This is a genomic window from Colwellia sp. BRX8-9 (genome assembly GCF_014077245.1).
Classification (GTDB): Bacteria; Pseudomonadota; Gammaproteobacteria; order Enterobacterales; family Alteromonadaceae; genus Colwellia_A.
In genome coordinates this window covers 24,347-40,364 of sequence record NZ_JACGVN010000016.1, presented here as the reverse complement: position 1 = coordinate 40,364, position 16,018 = coordinate 24,347, and the positions used below count along the sequence as shown (strand labels likewise).

The window sequence follows — 16,018 nt, the reverse complement described above, 5'->3', positions numbered from 1 at the left end:
TTGCTTTTTTTTAAGCAGGAAGGGCACTAAATGAACAATAATGCTGATATGACTGTTTAGGTTAAGCGTTACGATGACAACTTGTATAAAGTTTATCCGCTAGTTATTAGTAGATCATAAGAGCGGTTGGTCCACACAAAAATATATACATTAATAAGTGGGGTTATTGCTTTTTTATTATACTTTGGCTGGTGAAATACTCTTTTAAGAAGTTAAGTAATAAGCGCAGCTTTTTGGAATTGGCTGTACCAGGCGGGAATACACCAAAGACATTAATGTCGCTAAAAGCATAATCATCTAGCACTGTTTCTAAAGTGCCTGCTTTTATTTTTGGCCAAGCATCGTAAATAGGAATACGGCCCAGACCATGTCCTGCTTCAACAAAGGCAGTACGTGCGGCGGCATTATTGGTACTAATACTGCCTTTTGTGGTGACACTGAACGAACGACTGCCCTTAGTCAAGGTTAACACTCCAGAGGTTAATTTATAAATAACCCATTGGTGGTCGCTTAAATCAGCCGGTTTAGTGGGGCGGCCAAATTGCAGAAAATATTCAGGTGCGCCACAAAGGCATGTTTGTAGCGTCGCCAGTTTAGTTGCTTGTAAACCAGAGTCAGGTAAGGGGGCACCGCGAATCGCTAAATCGATACCTTCTTTCATAATATTAACGACCTCATCAGTTAACATCACATCGAGTGCTATTTTGGGGTAAATTTTTTTAAATTCGTTCAGCGCCGGCACAACGGTCTGCAAACCAACATTTACCGGGCACGTTATTTTAAGTAAGCCGATAGGTTCATTTTTGAAATTTTCAATTTGCTGATTAGCGGCACTGGCTTGCTCAGCAATAACTCGACAGCGTTCATAATAGGCTTGACCCGCTTCGGTCAGGTTAATCGCACGTGTTGAACGATTAAGTAACTTTACCTCGAGCTGCGCTTCAAGCTTCTTCAAATGATAACTTACTACTGCTCTTGATAGTCCTAAATGTTTAGCGGCTGCACTTAAGCTACCTTGTTCAATGACTTGAGCGAATACAACCATACTTTTGAGTTGTTCAAATGAGATATCCATAACAGCACCTATTGAGGTAATAACCAGTTAATCATTTACTTTGCTAATCATTGTATCAATTATTGATACAATGATGTCAGTTTTATCTGCATTGTTCATTTTTGTTCTTAGGCATATACTAGCTACATTGAATAAACGAACACCTAAACTCACTTATATAACCAAACGGATGAATGATAATGACTAAACAAATATTAATGGTACTTACTTCACATGATGAGCTTGGTAACACAGGCCAAAAAACCGGTTTTTGGGTTGAAGAATTTGCCGCCCCTTATTATGCTTTTATCGATGCTGGTGTCGAAGTTACTTTAGCAACACCTAAGGGTGGACAAGCACCAATAGACCCAACCAGCACACTTGAAGACTTTCAAACAGCTGCGACAGACCGTTACGATGCAGATAGCGAAGCACAAGCTAAAATCGCTAATACGCTAATATTAGCTTCTGTTAATGAAGCTGACTTTGATGCAGTATTTTATCCTGGTGGTCATGGTCCATTATGGGATCTTACCGACAATACTGACTCAATTACCTTGATTGAAAACTTTCTTAACGCCGGAAAAGCTGTTGCAACAGTTTGTCATGCAAGCGCTGCCTTGTTAAATGTAAAACAACCTTCTGGTGATTTTGCTGTTAAAGGCAAAGCCGTAACCGGTTTTACTAACAGTGAAGAAGAAGCGGTTCAACTAACTGAAGTTGTGCCATTTTTAGTAGAAGATGAATTGATTAAACGTGGCGGCGAATACCAAAAGGCTCAAGATTGGCATGCCTTTGCAATTCAAGATGGCCTCATTATTACCGGTCAAAACCCAGCTAGCTCGGCATTAGCCGCTGAAAAATTATTAACTCACCTTTCAGCATAGTTACTTAGAACAGACAACTCGATTAGCTAACCTGTTTAGCTAATCGATTTAACACTTTACCTTTAAGGACATATAAATGTTAAATTTTAATTTTCAAAACCCAACTAAAATTAATTTTGGGCCGGGAGAAATTCAAACCATTTCAAAAGAAATACCATTAGATGCAAGAGTACTCATTGTTTACGGTGGAGGTTCAATCAAAGGTAATGGTGTTTATAAGCAAGTTATTGATGCGCTTAAAGAGCACACTTACTTTGAATTTTCAGGCATTGAACCTAACCCAACTTACGACACTTTAATGAAAGCGCAAACGATCATCAAAGCTGAAAACATTGATTATTTACTTGCTGTTGGCGGTGGCTCTGTTGTTGATGGCGCTAAATTTATTGCCGCTGCGGCATTATTTGAAGGTGATGACCCTTGGGATATTCTTGCCAAACAGCAAGCGTTCACTAAAGCTTTACCCATTGGCGCGGTGTTAACTTTACCTGCCACTGGCTCAGAAAGTAATGGTAATTCCGTGGTAACACGAGACGGTAATAAGCTCCCTTTTTCTAGTCCTTTAGTGCGTCCATTATTTGCGGTGTTAGACCCAAGTGTGACCTTCTCATTATCAGATCGTCAAATTGGTAATGGTGTTGTTGATGCTTTTATTCATACCATTGAACAGTACTTAACTTACAGCGTTAATGGCAAAGTACAAGACAGGTTCAGTGAAGGTTTATTACAAACCTTAATTGAAGAAGGACCTAAAGCCTTAGCCCCGGCAACTAAAGATGATTTAGACGTTAGAGCAAATATTATGTGGTCGGCCACTATGGCACTAAACGGTCTTATTGGTGCTGGAGTACCACAAGATTGGTCAACACATATGATAGGCCATGAATTAACAGGTGCCTTTGGTATTGACCACGCTCGAACCTTATCTATTGTGTTACCTGCCGTGATGAAAGTACGTCGTGAGCAAAAGCGTGAAAAATTACTTCAATATGCAACACGTGTTTGGCAGATAACTGAAGGTGATGATAATGCACGTATTGATCAAGCTATCCGTTTAACAGAAGAGTTTTTTGAAAAGATGCAGGTACCAACGCGCTTATCTCACGTTGATCTTGGTAGCGCTGATATTGATTCCCTTGTCGAACGATTAGAGCAACATGGCATGACAGCACTAGGTGAAAACAGTGATATTACTCTAGCAATAAGCCGAGAGATTTTAACGCAAGCTTTGTAAAGATAAAATAAAAATGAGTGGCTTGTTTAATTGACACGCTGCCCTTATTCATAAAAGGTCGATATATTTCTCTTATATTGGCCTTTTTTAATCCCAACACACTTAGCGCTTTTACTGGCTCTTTACAGGAGTAACTCTTATGACTCAAACAACAGATATCAATCGCCAAATGGTGCTAGCATCAAGACCCGTTGGCGCGCCAAAAGCAGAAAACTTCAATCTCGTTACTAGTAATAAACCCATCCCTCAAGCTAACGAAGTATTACTTCGTACGGTTTTTCTTTCACTCGACCCTTATATGCGAGGGCGAATGAATGATGCTAAGTCTTATGCCGATCCCGTCGCTTTAAATGCAGTGATGGTGGGTGGAAGTGTTTGTCGAGTAGAAGAGTCAAATCACAATGATTACACAAAAGGTGATTGGGTTGTCGCTTTTGGTGGCTGGCAGGATTATAGCGTTATTCATGGTAGTGAATTGCTCAAGCTTGATAATGATATGGTTAACCCGTCTCATGCCTTAGGTGTTTTGGGTATGCCTGGGCTAACGGCTTACATGGGTTTATTGGATATCGGTCAACCAAAAGCAGGTGAAACGGTAGTCGTTGCTGCGGCAACAGGAGCGGTTGGAAGTTTAGTGGGTCAAATAGCTAAATTAAAAGGCTGTAAAGTGATCGGTATTGCTGGCGGTGAGACTAAATGTACCTATGCAGTTGACAGTTTAGGGTTTGATCATTGTCTTGATCATAAAAGTGATGATTTAGCTGAGCAATTAGCGGCCGTTTGTTCATCAGGGATTGATGTCTATTTTGAAAACGTTGGCGGTAAAGTCTTTGACGCTGTTATGCCACTATTAAATAGCTGTGCCCGTATTCCTTTGTGTGGCTTAATTTCTCAGTACAATGCGACAGAATTACCTAGTGGGCCTGACAGACTTTCTTCATTGATGGGAACATTACTTGTTAAGCGTATAAAAATGCAAGGCTTTATTGTCTTTGATGATTATGGTCATCGTTATAACGAGTTTAGCGAGCAAATGGTAAAATGGTTAATAGCAGGTGAGATTAACTATAAAGAGCATTTAATTGCCGGGCTAGAAAATACAGTAAATGCTTTTATTGGTTTATTAGAAGGTGAGAATTTTGGTAAGTTAATTGTGCGAGTAGGCCCTGACAATATTGACTAACAGTTAACCAAGCTCTACTTTATTATGGGTGTTTTATTAAGAAAGAAGCCACTGTTGAGTGGCTTTTTTCTGTGTTGGTTATAGCAAGTTAAGGACCTATATCACTGGATTTAAACCGTTACTTTATTCGCGTTTGGCTTAACATTATTACAGTAATGATAAGATATCTAAGGGGGTTTCAGCGTGATAGTCCGCTTGCCAGTTTTTACAATCTTCACCAGCGATAATATAGCCCCACTTTGCAATGACGGTAGTTGCTTGAGCACTATTGCCGGCTTCAATATCACGCAAAGCGTCTCCGACATACAAACATAGCTCACTTGGCACTGATATTTGTTCACAAGCTTTGAGGATAGGCTCTGGGTGTGGTTTTCGGTTGGTGAAAGTATCACCACCAACCAGTGATAAACATTTTTCGAATTCACTATAATAAGGCAATAATAGTCTTGTTAAACCTTCTGGCTTATTCGTGACAACACCCCAAGGAATGTTTCGTTCATTCAACGTCAACAGTAATTGAGCTACGCCAGGATAAAGACAGGTATGTACCGCAATATTTTCTTGGTAATAAGCGAGAAATTCCGCACGTAACACTTCGTAATCATAGTTTTTCAAAGCTTGTGCAAAACCCAGTGTTAATAACCCTAATGCGCCATCAGAAGCGATTGGACGATAATCTTCACGGGCTACTTCTGCTAAGTTATATTTTCGTAAAACGTAGTTAAGTGCAGCACCTAAATCATTGGCGGTATCTAATAAGGTACCGTCAAGATCAAATAATACCCCTGAAATTTTAGTATTTTGCAATGTACTTTCCCTTATTTATATTTTTTGACAACAAAGAATATAATTCACATCTAGTGATGAAATAAGTTTGTGATTCTCTGTCAGCGGGTTGTAATGAATGCCTGCGGCATCAATGCATTTGAGATCAAATGATTCAGCCCAGCCAATTAAGGTCGATGGACGAATAAAACTTTTGTGGTCGTGTGTACCGTCAGGGACTATTTTAAGGACTTTTTCGGCGGCAACAATAGCCAATAAATATGACTTTATTGATTTGTTTAAGGTTGAAAAGAAGACATAACCGCCGGGTTTTACCATTTGAGCGCAAGCTTCTATAATTGAAGCGGGATCGGGTACGTGCTCAAGCATTTCCATACAAGTGACTACATCAAATTTTTCGGGTTGCTCAATCGCTTTGTCTTCGGCAGGTATTTTTTGATAATTGACCGTTAATCCACTCTCCAGCGCATGTAATCTTGCTACATTTAATGGTTCTTCGCCGAGGTCAATCCCAGTAACATCGCCACCAAGTTTGGCTAAACTCTCAGCTAAAATACCCCCACCACAGCCAACATCAATAATTTTTTTACCAAAAATGTCGCCGACATGCTGACAAATAAATTGTCGTCGAATAGGGTTTATTTGATGCAATGGTTTAAAATCACCATCAAGGTCCCACCACTGGCTTGCAACCTTTTCAAATTTGGCAATTTCTTCTTCATTTACGTTAACAGCTTTAGTGTTGTTAGTTGTCGACATTACATTTTCATTATTTTAATCAATTATTGTCAGTAATTCTAAACTAAAGTAAATGGTTCGCCTAGTACTGAACGTTGAGTTTGTTATCCTCGTTAAAAGTGGATAAGTCATATGCTAATGCAGACGAGCCAAGGCTGAGAAAAGTAGGGCACATTAAGACTTTTTATCGCTACTATCTTACTCACTACTGATTTTTATCGGCTATAAATACCCTTGATTTAAGCCTTTATCCACTAACATCGAGCAGTAAAAAGAAAGTTTAATATTATAACTCGTTGCTTTTTATGTAATTATCACTCTTATTGTTGTTTCTTTTATTTAACATTTAAATAACATACTTGTAATATATTAAACCTTGATGTTATGGTCATTGCTGCTTCGATAATGATGTATCACTCTCATTTGAAATTCCCCCAGCAAAAAAATAATAATTAAAATTAACTTAATAGGTAGGAATATAGATGTCGAATAAGATAACAAAGAAATCATTAATATTGACCACTGCTAGTATATTGTCGGTATCAATATCGACAGCACTTTACGCTGCCCAACCGCTTAGCGTACAAAACGCAGATAATGTATTATCTGAAGTGACCAGTTCACCTTTACCCAAACGCTTTATTATCAAATACAAGCAAGCAGCTAATAACCAAGCAGCCAGCAATCAAGCAACGAGTTTCATTGGTAGCCAAAACGCCTTTGTTCGTCTTGCCGCTGTTAAGGAAAAATTAAAGAAATTGCGGGTCAATGTTAAAGCCGAATTTCCAGATGTAAATATGATCAGTGCTGAGCTATCTTCATCACAAGCGATGAATTTAGCGATGGACGATAATGTCGAATACGTAGAAGAAGATCTACCACGTCGCTTTATGGCACAAACGGTGCCTTATGGTATTGGTATGGTTCAAGCCGATCAAGTTGACGATATGATTGCTTCTGCCAATGCTGGCGGTAAGAAAATATGTATTATTGATTCAGGTTTAGACCTACCTCATGAAGACATGGGGGCACAAGGAGGCACAATAACTGGCACAAGCAATAGTGGTACAGGTAACTGGTATGATCAAGGTGGTCCACACGGTACTCACGTAGCAGGAACAATTGCCGCGCTTAACAATGGTATTGGTGTTCGCGGTGTTATTGGCACCGATCCTAATTTGCACATTATAAAAGTATTTAATGCCGCGGGCTGGGGATATTCTTCAACACTTGTTAGTGCTATTAATGATTGTGTCAGTAACGGCGCAGACGTTATTAATATGAGCTTAGGTGGTTCTGGTTCAAGTACCAGCGAACAAAATGGTATTCAAGCGGCCTATGATGCAGGCGTTTTACTTATAGCTGCAGCCGGTAATGATGGTGTTGCTACAGCAACTACTGATTTAGAAAGCTTTCCTGCTTCTTACGATGCAGTGATGTCAGTTGCTGCTGTTGACAGTAATAAAGCCTTAGCTGACTTTTCACAAAAAAATAGCCAAGTAGAGATATCTGGTCCAGGTGTTGATGTTTATTCTATTTATCCTGAAGGTTCAGGTTCAGTCGTTGAAGTATCTGTCGCTAATGTCGGTTATACCGCTAATGCGATGGAAAACCAAGGTCAAGCAACGGGTTCTCTCTATGATTTTGCCACGGGCGAAACTATAGATACAGGCGCTGCAGGTAGTGTTTGTTTAATTCAACGTGGCAATATTTCGTTTTACGATAAAGTTAAAGCTTGTCAAGACAGCGGGGGTGTAGGCGCAATTCTTTATAACAATGCACCGGGAAGCTTTGGTGGCACATTAGGTGACGCAAACGCAACCTCTATCCCAAGTGTTACCGTATCTGATACGGACGGCGCAGCGATGAAAAATAATATTGGCTTAAGCGCCAGTATAAATATTGGCGCGGGTAATTATGGCAAAATGAGTGGTACTTCAATGGCATCTCCTCATGTTGCTGGTGTTGCTGCCTTGGTGTGGAGTCATCACCCAAGCTGTACTAACGTTGAAATTCGTAACGTATTAAATAGTAGTGCACAAGATTTAGGTGCTGCGGGTCGCGATGTCAAATTTGGTTATGGTTTAGCCCAAACTAAAGATGCGATCGATTACATTACCGCGAATGGATGTGATGGCTCTGGCGGTGACACTGGCGGTGGTGGTGGAACAATACCAGATACTGTCCTTGAAAATGGTCAGGTTAAAACTGAGTTAACGGCTGCAACGGGTAATGATTTAGTTTTCACCATGGAAGTACCTGCTGGCGCAACAGATATTAATTTTGCTATGACAGGTGGTAGTGGTGATGCAGATTTATATGTGAAGTTTGGTGCTGAGCCAACCGACAGTGTTTACGATTGTCGCCCTTATAAATCAGGTAATGTTGAATCGTGTGCAAGTACGCAAGCCGGTGGCACTTACTACGTAAGACTTAAAGCCTATAGTGATTTTGCTGGTGTTAGTTTAACGGGTAGTTACACTGAACCTACTACGGGTGGTGGTAATACGATTAATCCGATTGATAGCACAATTAATAATGTTACTGTTGCAAGAAGAACATGGAAACGTTACACCCTTGACTTAGCCGATGGTTATGCCGATCTAACGGTTACACTTTCAGGTGGTTCAGGTGATGCAGATTTATATGTAACACAAGGTAAACAGTCAACAACGTCTGTTTATGATTGTCGTCCTTATAAAAATGGTAACAATGAAGCTTGTAACTTTACCGACCCAGCTAAAGGTGTATGGTATGTCGATATCTACGGTTATTCAGCAGCTTCAGGTATGACATTAAATCTACAAGCTACACCCAAATAACCTAAAGAAAGGGGCAACCCGTTCACTTTATGTTGATAAATAAAACCCTGCTTCGGCAGGGTTTTTTATTATGAGCAACCGAATCAATAGAACAATATAGCGACTTGGCGTAAAATGCATTGTAATTGTATCTTGATGTTGAGTAGCTATAGCGATAAATTATTGCTTAACAAGTAAGATGAGATAAACCCTAAGAGGTCATAATGAAATCAGTAGTAGAACAACTATCCACTTATAAAAGTGTCCATTTAAATAGAAAAAACATTAACAGCCACTTTATTGGTGTGCCGATGATTATTTGGTCAATTGCCTTATTACTGGCCAGTGTTTCCTTTGAAATTGAATCAACATTTATTAATAATTACTTAGGTATTGAACAGGTTAACTTTACTTTGGCAGGCATAGTACCGGTTATTGTGCTGTTTTATTATCTATTGTTATCGTTGCCACTGGCACTATTCGCGTTTATTTTATTTGGCCCTTTAATGTGGAGTGTTCATGAAGTTGTGACAGCAGAACATCATATTCTAATTGCTATCGGCGTTTTCGTTATTGGTTGGGTTATCCAATTTATTGGTCATCACTATGAAAAAGCAAAACCTGCTTTTCTCGATGATATTAATCAATTACTTATTGGTCCATTGTTTGTTATCGCTGAAGTTTATTTTTTACTTGGCTTGGGTAAAGTTTTAGATAAAACTATTACTGAAAAAGCGATTGCAAAACGCCGTGTTTTTGAACAACAAAAATCTTAACAATATTGAGGCAGATAAAATGCTGAACAATAAATAACCACTTGGGGATTTGTGACTTTTCAGCACGGCCATTTTTAGTGCTTTTTAGATAATAAAGCGGTATGGCATCTCATTAAAACTATGCTAGTATGCTGTGTTAATTAATAATTATAATTTCGAAAAAACTTTCAAAATTCTTGCTAAGTTAAGGGATACCATCGACTTATGACCGATTTGTCAAACAATGTTGTACCTGTCAATATTGAAGATGAGCTAAAAAATTCTTATCTAGATTACGCCATGAGCGTAATTGTAGGTCGTGCATTACCAGATGTACGAGACGGCTTAAAACCTGTTCATCGCCGCGTATTATTCGCGATGAATGTACTTGGTAATGACTTCAATAAACCTTACAAAAAATCAGCACGTGTTGTTGGTGATGTAATAGGTAAATACCACCCACATGGCGACACTGCCGTTTACGATACAATAGTACGTATGGCACAACCATTTTCATTACGCTACATGCTAGTAGATGGTCAAGGTAACTTTGGTTCGGTTGACGGTGACTCTGCAGCAGCAATGCGTTATACCGAAATCAGAATGTCAAAAATAGCACATTCTATTTTAGCCGATCTTGATAAAGAAACGGTAGATTTTGTACCTAACTATGACGGTACTGAATATATACCTGTTGTTATGCCAACGCGTATTCCTAATTTATTAGTGAATGGTACCTCAGGTATCGCGGTAGGTATGGCAACCAATATACCTCCTCACAATTTAACAGAAGTGATAAACGGTTGTTTAGCACTGATTGAAAATAGTGATTTGACCTTTGAAGAGATATTAGAACATATACCTGGTCCTGATTTTCCGACAGCCGGTATTATTAGTGGTCGTGCCGGTATCGAAGAAGCTTACCGTACTGGTCGTGGCAAAATTAAAATTCGCGCCCGTGCCGATATCGAAGTTCATGAAACAACCGGTAAAGAAACGATTGTTGTTCATGAGTTACCTTATCAAGTAAACAAAGCGCGCCTTATCGAAAAGATGGCGGAGCTGGTAAAAGAAAAACGCCTTGAAGGTATTTCAGCGCTACGCGATGAGTCTGATAAAGACGGCATGCGCATGGTTATTGAAATTAAACGTGGAGAAGTCGGTGAAGTTGTTTTAAATAACTTGTACAAACTTACCCAAATGCAAGTTTCTTTTGGTTTAAATATGGTGGCGTTAACTAACGGCCAACCTAAATTATTTAATATCAAAGAAATGCTTGAAGAGTTTATCCTTCATCGCCGTGAAGTTGTTACTCGTCGTACTATCTTTGAATTACGTAAAGCACGTGAACGCGCGCATTTACTAGAAGGTTTGTCGATTGCATTAGCGAACATTGACCCGATTATTGAATTAATTAAAAATTCACCAACGCCAAGTGAAGCAAAAGAAAAACTGCTGGCACGTGGTTGGGATTTAGGTAATGTTGCCGATATGCTCAGCGCCGCTGGTGATGACGCAGCACGTCCTGAATGGGTTGAAGAAGGTTTCGGTATTCAAGACGGTCAATATTTCTTAACTATGCAACAAGCACAAGCGATATTAGATCTTCGCTTACATAAGTTGACTGGTTTAGAACACGAAAAAATCTTATCTGAATACAAAGCATTACTCGATATTATCGCTGAGTTATTGCATATATTAGGTTCGCCTGAACGTTTAATGGAAATTATTCGTGAAGAGCTAGAAACTATCCGTAATGATTTTGGTGATGAACGTCGTACTGAAATTACTAATGCTTCGCATGACTTATCGATGGAAGACTTGATCACAGAAGAAGATGTTGTGGTTACGTTATCGCATGAAGGTTATGTTAAATACCAAGTGTTAAGTGACTATCAAGCACAACGCCGTGGCGGTAAAGGTAAAGCAGCGACTAAGATGAAAGAAGAAGATTTCATTGAACGTTTATTAATTGCCAATACTCACGATACTATTTTGTGTTTCTCAGATCGCGGAAAACTCTACTGGTTGAAAGTGTTCCAATTACCTTTAGCGAGTCGTACTGCTCGTGGCCGACCTATTGTTAATATTTTACCGCTTGATGCAGGTGAACGTATTACCGCAATATTACCGGTTCGTGAATATGCAGAAGACAAGTTTATTATCATGGCAACGGCTTCAGGTACTGTTAAGAAAACAGCACTTACCGCTTACAAAAACCAACGTGCTAACGGTATTATAGCCCTTAACTTACGTGATGATGACACCTTAATTGGCGTTGCTATTACCGACGGTTACAACGATATTATGTTGTTCTCGGATGCGGGTAAAGTTGTTCGTTTTAATGAGAAACTTCGTGACAGTGAAACGGGTGAAATTAAATTAGACGCAGAAACAGGTGAAGAACGCTGGGCATTAAAACCTATCGGACGAACCGGCACTGGTGTTCGTGGTATTAAGTTAGAAGGTGATCAAAAGGTTGTGTCACTTATTGTGCCAGTTAATGATGGCCCAATATTAACAATAACCGAAAATGGCTTTGGTAAACGTACCGCGTTAACGGAATACCCAGCGAAAAGTCGTGCGACTAAAGGTGTTGTTTCTATTAAAGTCAGCGACCGAAATGGCCCAGTAGTTGGCGCTGTTCAGGTTGAAGATTTAGATGAAATAATGCTTATCACTGATAACGGTACTTTAGTGCGTACTCGTGTTAATGAAGTCAGTGTTATTGGTCGTAATACTCAAGGTGTTCGTATTATTAGAACGGTTGAAGGCGAACATGTTGTTGCATTGCAACGTATTGACGAAATAGAAGAAGAAGACGTTCTCGAAGGAGCGGAAGAAACTTCTGAGCAGTTAATAGATTCGACAACTGACAGTACTTCAACAGAGGTATTGCCAGAAGCTGATAGTGATGAAGAACAACTCATCGAAAGTGATAACGAATAGTTACCGCTAAAAATTCAGTTTAAAGGGCGGCTAATCACCGCCCTTTTTATGTTCAGGACGAACGGTATGTCACGATCACATGGATGTGAATGAGTGACGATGTTCAGGACGAACGGTATTAAGCAAATGCAGGAGCATATCTCCATTTGATGAGCAGTCTTATTTTACCCAAGAGAATGTTGACCAAATTGATGTTTATAATAAAAATAATTAAAACAGTTTGACCAAGTGCATCGACAAACGTATTTAAAACTTTATAGAAGGTGTTGTGTTATATGTCTCAAGTATTTAACTTTTGTGCCGGTCCTGCGATGTTACCTGTAGAGGTAATGAAAAAAGCACAAGTGGAATTTGTCAATTGGCAAGATACCGGTAGTTCAGTGATGGAGCTGAGTCACCGCAGTAAAGAGTTTTTGGTAGTAGCAGCAAAAGCCGAAGCGGATTTACGTGATTTGATGGCAATACCAGAAAATTACAGTGTCTTGTTTTGTCATGGTGGTGGTCGAGGTCAATTTTCTGCGGTCCCTTTAAATTTACTACCAAAAGGCAAATCAGCCGATTATATTATTTCGGGCTCTTGGTCAAAAGCTGCCGCTGCAGAAGCTGAGCATTATGGTGAAATAAACGCGATCAATGTTGTCAGTAAGGTTGATGGCGAAACTCACGTATTATCAAGTAACGAGTGGGGCTTAAACCCTAACGCTGCCTTTGTACATTACTGCCCGAATGAGACCGTTGACGGTATCGAGATGTTTGATATTCCAGAAACTCATGGGGTGCCACTGGTTGCTGATATGTCGTCAACCATTTTGTCTCATGAAATTGATGTTAAAAAATTCGGTCTTATCTATGCCGGTGCGCAAAAAAATATTGGTCCCTCTGGTCTAACTATTGTTATTGTACGTAATGACTTATTAGGCAATGCTCAATTAACAACCCCGTCAATCATGAATTATCAGGTGTTAGCAAAGAACGATTCAATGTACAATACGCCGCCAACCTATGCATGGTATTTAGCCGGTTTAGTGTTTGAATGGTTAAAAGAGCGTGGCGGTGTTAAAGAAATTTCAAAGATAAACAAACAAAAAGCTGATGTTTTATATGGTTATATTGATGAAAGCGCGTTTTATCAAAATCATATTGAAGCAAAGTATCGTAGTCTAATGAATGTTCCCTTTTGGTTAACAGATGAAAGCTTGAATGATGAGTTTTTAAAACAAGCAGAAGCGCAGGGATTAATGGCTTTAAAGGGTCATCGTATGGTGGGTGGTATGCGTGCCAGTATCTATAATGCTATGCCATTAGCAGGTATAACTGCGTTGGTTGCTTTTATGAAAGAATTTTCCGCTAAAAACAGCAAGTAATAACAGCAAGTAATAACAGGCAAAGTAATCGTTTTATCTTTGTTTCATCGCTCGTTTATAGTGCTGGCGAGCAACATAAGTAATTATATTTAGTAAAAGTGATTGAAAAATTGTCATAAAACAACATTAATTTAATGGAAAAAAAATGTCTCAAGTAAATAAAACATTAACTATCACCACAGGCCTTGCCGGAAAAGTATCCGGAGATATCATTGTACCAGGTGACAAGTCATGTTCGCATCGCTCTATTATGTTTGGCTCTTTAGCTGAAGGTACCACGCATGTTTCGGGTTTCTTACCTGGAGACGATTGTTTAGCAACAATGAATGCATTTAAGGCGATGGGCATAAAAATAGAAGGCCCTGACAAGCAACAAAATGTTGTTATTCATGGCAAAGGTTTGCGTGGTTTGACCGCACCTCAAGAAGCTTTAAATATTGGTAATTCAGGAACAACTATCCGATTAATGTCGGGATTACTCGCCGGACAAAATTTTGCTTGGCAAATGGCTGGTGACAGTTCTTTAAATAAACGTCCTATGGCACGCGTTGTTGACCCATTAAAATTAATGGGTGCAAATATCTCTGCTGCCGAAAACGGTACGCCACCGGTTATTTCACAAGGTATTGATGAAGGTCAAACCTTAACCGCGATTCATTACGACTTGCCAATGGCCAGTGCGCAAGTAAAATCTTGTGTATTACTTGCGGGAATTTATGCCGACGGCATTACCTCGGTAACCGAACCCGGTATTACTCGCGATCACACTGAACGCATGTTGACCGCTTTTGGTTATCCGGTAAAGGTTGAAGATACCCCGATGGGTAAAAAGGTTTCCATTGAAGGCGGCCATCAATTAACGGCTTGCGACATTCAAGTACCTGGCGATATTTCATCAGCAACATTTTTTATGGTTGCGGGTTTAATTGCTAAAGAAGGGCAGTTGACTATTCGTAATGTGGGTATGAACCCAACGCGTATTGGCGCTATTAATATTTTACAGCAGATGAATGGCGATTTGAGCATCATTAACGAGCGTATGGCGGGCGGAGAGCCTGTTGCTGATGTTGTGGTTAAATCATCACCATTAAAAGGTATTGATATTAACGAACGTGATGTACCGCTTGCCATTGATGAGTTCCCGGCGATATTTATTGCGGCTGCTTGTGCTGAAGGTACAACACGGTTACGTGGCGCGGAAGAATTAAGAGTGAAAGAAAGCGATCGCATCCAAGCAATGGCTGATGGCTTAAAAGAATTAGATATTGACTGTACTGTTTATGATGACGGTATAGATATTGTTGGTGGGCAATTAACATCAGGGACTATTCATAGTCATGATGACCACCGTATTGCCATGTCTTTTGCGATTAGCTCATTACGAGCTACTGGCGAAATTCAAATTTTAGAGTGTGACAATGTAGCGACTTCGTTCCCTAATTTTGTCACCTTAGCAAACCAAGTGGGACTAACACTCAATCAAGCTTAAATTAAGTGACTAACTTAGTTTAACTAGCTTTAGTGTAGATAAAAATATGATAGAACAAATACCGGTAATAACTATAGATGGACCTAGTGGAGCAGGTAAGGGCACAGCCGCACGTTTAGTTGCAGAGCAACTTGGCTGGCACTTGCTTGACAGCGGAGCTATTTATCGTGTGCTTGCAGTGGCGACATTGCATCACCATTTAACTATCGAAGATGAAGAATCCTTGATCCCCATTGCTGCTCATTTAGACGTGCAATTTGAAATAACCAGTCAAGGTGAAGGAAAAGTTATTTTAGAAGGCGAAGATGTTAGTAATAGCATACGCACAGAAGAAGTCGGTGCTATCGCTTCTAAAATAGCAGCCTTCCCTCGAGTGCGTGAAGCGCTTTTACGTCGCCAACGTGCTTTTAAAGTCGCTCCTGGGCTTGTCGCTGATGGAAGAGACATGGGAACAATCGTTTTTAGTAACGCACCGGTTAAAGTATTTTTAACCGCTTCTGCAGAAGAACGAGCACAACGTCGATTTAATCAGTTGAAAGAGAAAGGTTTTGATGTTAAAATCGGGCGCCTTTTGGATGACATACGTCAGCGAGATGAGCGAGATCAGACCCGTACGGTCGCTCCCCTTATCCCAGCAGAAGGTGCGTTAATTGTTGATTCTACTGATCTTTCTATTGATGAAGTGGTCGCTAAGATTTTAACATTTGCCAATGGCAAGTTAACGTAAACGAAGCTATATAGCTTCAAAAATCAACCTATAGCCTACTGTACGGATGCA

General features: G+C 39.8%; 12 protein-coding genes. 9 read left to right on the top strand and 3 right to left on the bottom strand.

The window, feature by feature from the left end:
• Positions 1-163: 163 nt before the first annotated feature.
• Positions 164-1,075: a LysR family transcriptional regulator gene (locus H4J70_RS13890; protein WP_070373843.1), complete on the bottom strand. Its 912-nt coding sequence runs from the start codon at positions 1,073-1,075 to the stop codon at positions 164-166.
• Between the two features lie 179 nt (positions 1,076-1,254).
• On the opposite strand from H4J70_RS13890, the gene H4J70_RS13885 reads away from it, so the two are divergent.
• The 3 genes from H4J70_RS13885 to H4J70_RS13875 all read left to right on the top strand — a co-directional run bounded on the left by H4J70_RS13885 (position 1,255) and on the right by H4J70_RS13875 (position 4,358).
• Complete coding sequence (locus H4J70_RS13885; RefSeq protein ID WP_070373842.1) at positions 1,255-1,941, top strand: type 1 glutamine amidotransferase domain-containing protein; 687 nt, start codon at positions 1,255-1,257, stop codon at positions 1,939-1,941.
• Positions 1,942-2,017: 76 nt separating this feature from the next.
• Entirely contained in the window at positions 2,018-3,175 is a 1,158-nt protein-coding gene (locus tag H4J70_RS13880) for an iron-containing alcohol dehydrogenase (RefSeq protein WP_182215821.1), read from the top strand.
• Between the two features lie 139 nt (positions 3,176-3,314).
• Positions 3,315-4,358, top strand: a complete 1,044-nt coding sequence (locus H4J70_RS13875) for an NADP-dependent oxidoreductase (protein ID WP_182222261.1) — start codon at positions 3,315-3,317, stop codon at positions 4,356-4,358.
• Between the two features lie 147 nt (positions 4,359-4,505).
• Here the strand turns inward: H4J70_RS13875 and H4J70_RS13870 are convergent, their stop codons facing one another.
• Positions 4,506-5,165 (bottom strand): HAD family hydrolase, encoded by a 660-nt coding sequence (locus H4J70_RS13870; RefSeq protein WP_220465306.1) that lies wholly within the window; start codon positions 5,163-5,165, stop codon positions 4,506-4,508.
• Positions 5,166-5,180: 15 nt separating this feature from the next.
• On the bottom strand, positions 5,181-5,903 hold the full coding sequence (ubiG, locus tag H4J70_RS13865; protein WP_182215825.1) for a bifunctional 2-polyprenyl-6-hydroxyphenol methylase/3-demethylubiquinol 3-O-methyltransferase UbiG: 723 nt from the start codon (positions 5,901-5,903) through the stop codon (positions 5,181-5,183).
• 461 nt (positions 5,904-6,364) lie between these two features.
• Between ubiG and H4J70_RS13860 the strand changes: the two genes are divergently transcribed.
• The 6 genes from H4J70_RS13860 to cmk all read left to right on the top strand — a co-directional run bounded on the left by H4J70_RS13860 (position 6,365) and on the right by cmk (position 15,967).
• A complete protein-coding gene (locus H4J70_RS13860) occupies positions 6,365-8,704 on the top strand; it encodes a S8 family serine peptidase (protein ID WP_182251302.1) in 2,340 nt (779 codons plus the stop codon).
• 203 nt (positions 8,705-8,907) lie between these two features.
• Positions 8,908-9,459: a DUF962 domain-containing protein gene (locus H4J70_RS13855; protein WP_182215829.1), complete on the top strand. Its 552-nt coding sequence runs from the start codon at positions 8,908-8,910 to the stop codon at positions 9,457-9,459.
• A 204-nt stretch (positions 9,460-9,663) separates the two neighbouring features.
• Positions 9,664-12,387, top strand: coding sequence for a DNA topoisomerase (ATP-hydrolyzing) subunit A (gene gyrA / locus H4J70_RS13850; RefSeq protein ID WP_182215830.1), 2,724 nt, complete (start codon positions 9,664-9,666; stop codon positions 12,385-12,387).
• Between the two features lie 275 nt (positions 12,388-12,662).
• Positions 12,663-13,751, top strand: coding sequence for a 3-phosphoserine/phosphohydroxythreonine transaminase (gene serC / locus H4J70_RS13845; protein ID WP_182244947.1), 1,089 nt, complete (start codon positions 12,663-12,665; stop codon positions 13,749-13,751).
• A 145-nt stretch (positions 13,752-13,896) separates the two neighbouring features.
• The gene (aroA, locus tag H4J70_RS13840; protein ID WP_182215833.1) at positions 13,897-15,240 is read left to right on the top strand and encodes a 3-phosphoshikimate 1-carboxyvinyltransferase; all 1,344 of its coding nucleotides are present in this window, start codon (positions 13,897-13,899) and stop codon (positions 15,238-15,240) included.
• A 46-nt stretch (positions 15,241-15,286) separates the two neighbouring features.
• Positions 15,287-15,967, top strand: a complete 681-nt coding sequence (cmk, locus tag H4J70_RS13835) for a (d)CMP kinase (RefSeq protein WP_182215835.1) — start codon at positions 15,287-15,289, stop codon at positions 15,965-15,967.
• Positions 15,968-16,018 lie beyond the last annotated feature (51 nt).

Bases quoted from the DNA above. Each gene is read 5' to 3' on its own strand.
- gyrA (WP_182215830.1), top strand. From the start codon at position 9,664: ATGACCGATTTGTCAAACAATGTTGTACCTGTCAATATTGAAGATGAG.
- H4J70_RS13860 (WP_182251302.1), top strand. From the start codon at position 6,365: ATGTCGAATAAGATAACAAAGAAATCATTAATATTGACCACTGCTAGT.
- ubiG (WP_182215825.1), bottom strand. From the start codon at position 5,903: ATGTCGACAACTAACAACACTAAAGCTGTTAACGTAAATGAAGAAGAA.
- serC (WP_182244947.1), top strand. From the start codon at position 12,663: ATGTCTCAAGTATTTAACTTTTGTGCCGGTCCTGCGATGTTACCTGTA.
- H4J70_RS13890 (WP_070373843.1), bottom strand. From the start codon at position 1,075: ATGGATATCTCATTTGAACAACTCAAAAGTATGGTTGTATTCGCTCAA.
- H4J70_RS13880 (WP_182215821.1), top strand. From the start codon at position 2,018: ATGTTAAATTTTAATTTTCAAAACCCAACTAAAATTAATTTTGGGCCG.
- aroA (WP_182215833.1), top strand. From the start codon at position 13,897: ATGTCTCAAGTAAATAAAACATTAACTATCACCACAGGCCTTGCCGGA.
- H4J70_RS13875 (WP_182222261.1), top strand. From the start codon at position 3,315: ATGACTCAAACAACAGATATCAATCGCCAAATGGTGCTAGCATCAAGA.
- cmk (WP_182215835.1), top strand. From the start codon at position 15,287: ATGATAGAACAAATACCGGTAATAACTATAGATGGACCTAGTGGAGCA.
- H4J70_RS13855 (WP_182215829.1), top strand. From the start codon at position 8,908: ATGAAATCAGTAGTAGAACAACTATCCACTTATAAAAGTGTCCATTTA.
- H4J70_RS13885 (WP_070373842.1), top strand. From the start codon at position 1,255: ATGACTAAACAAATATTAATGGTACTTACTTCACATGATGAGCTTGGT.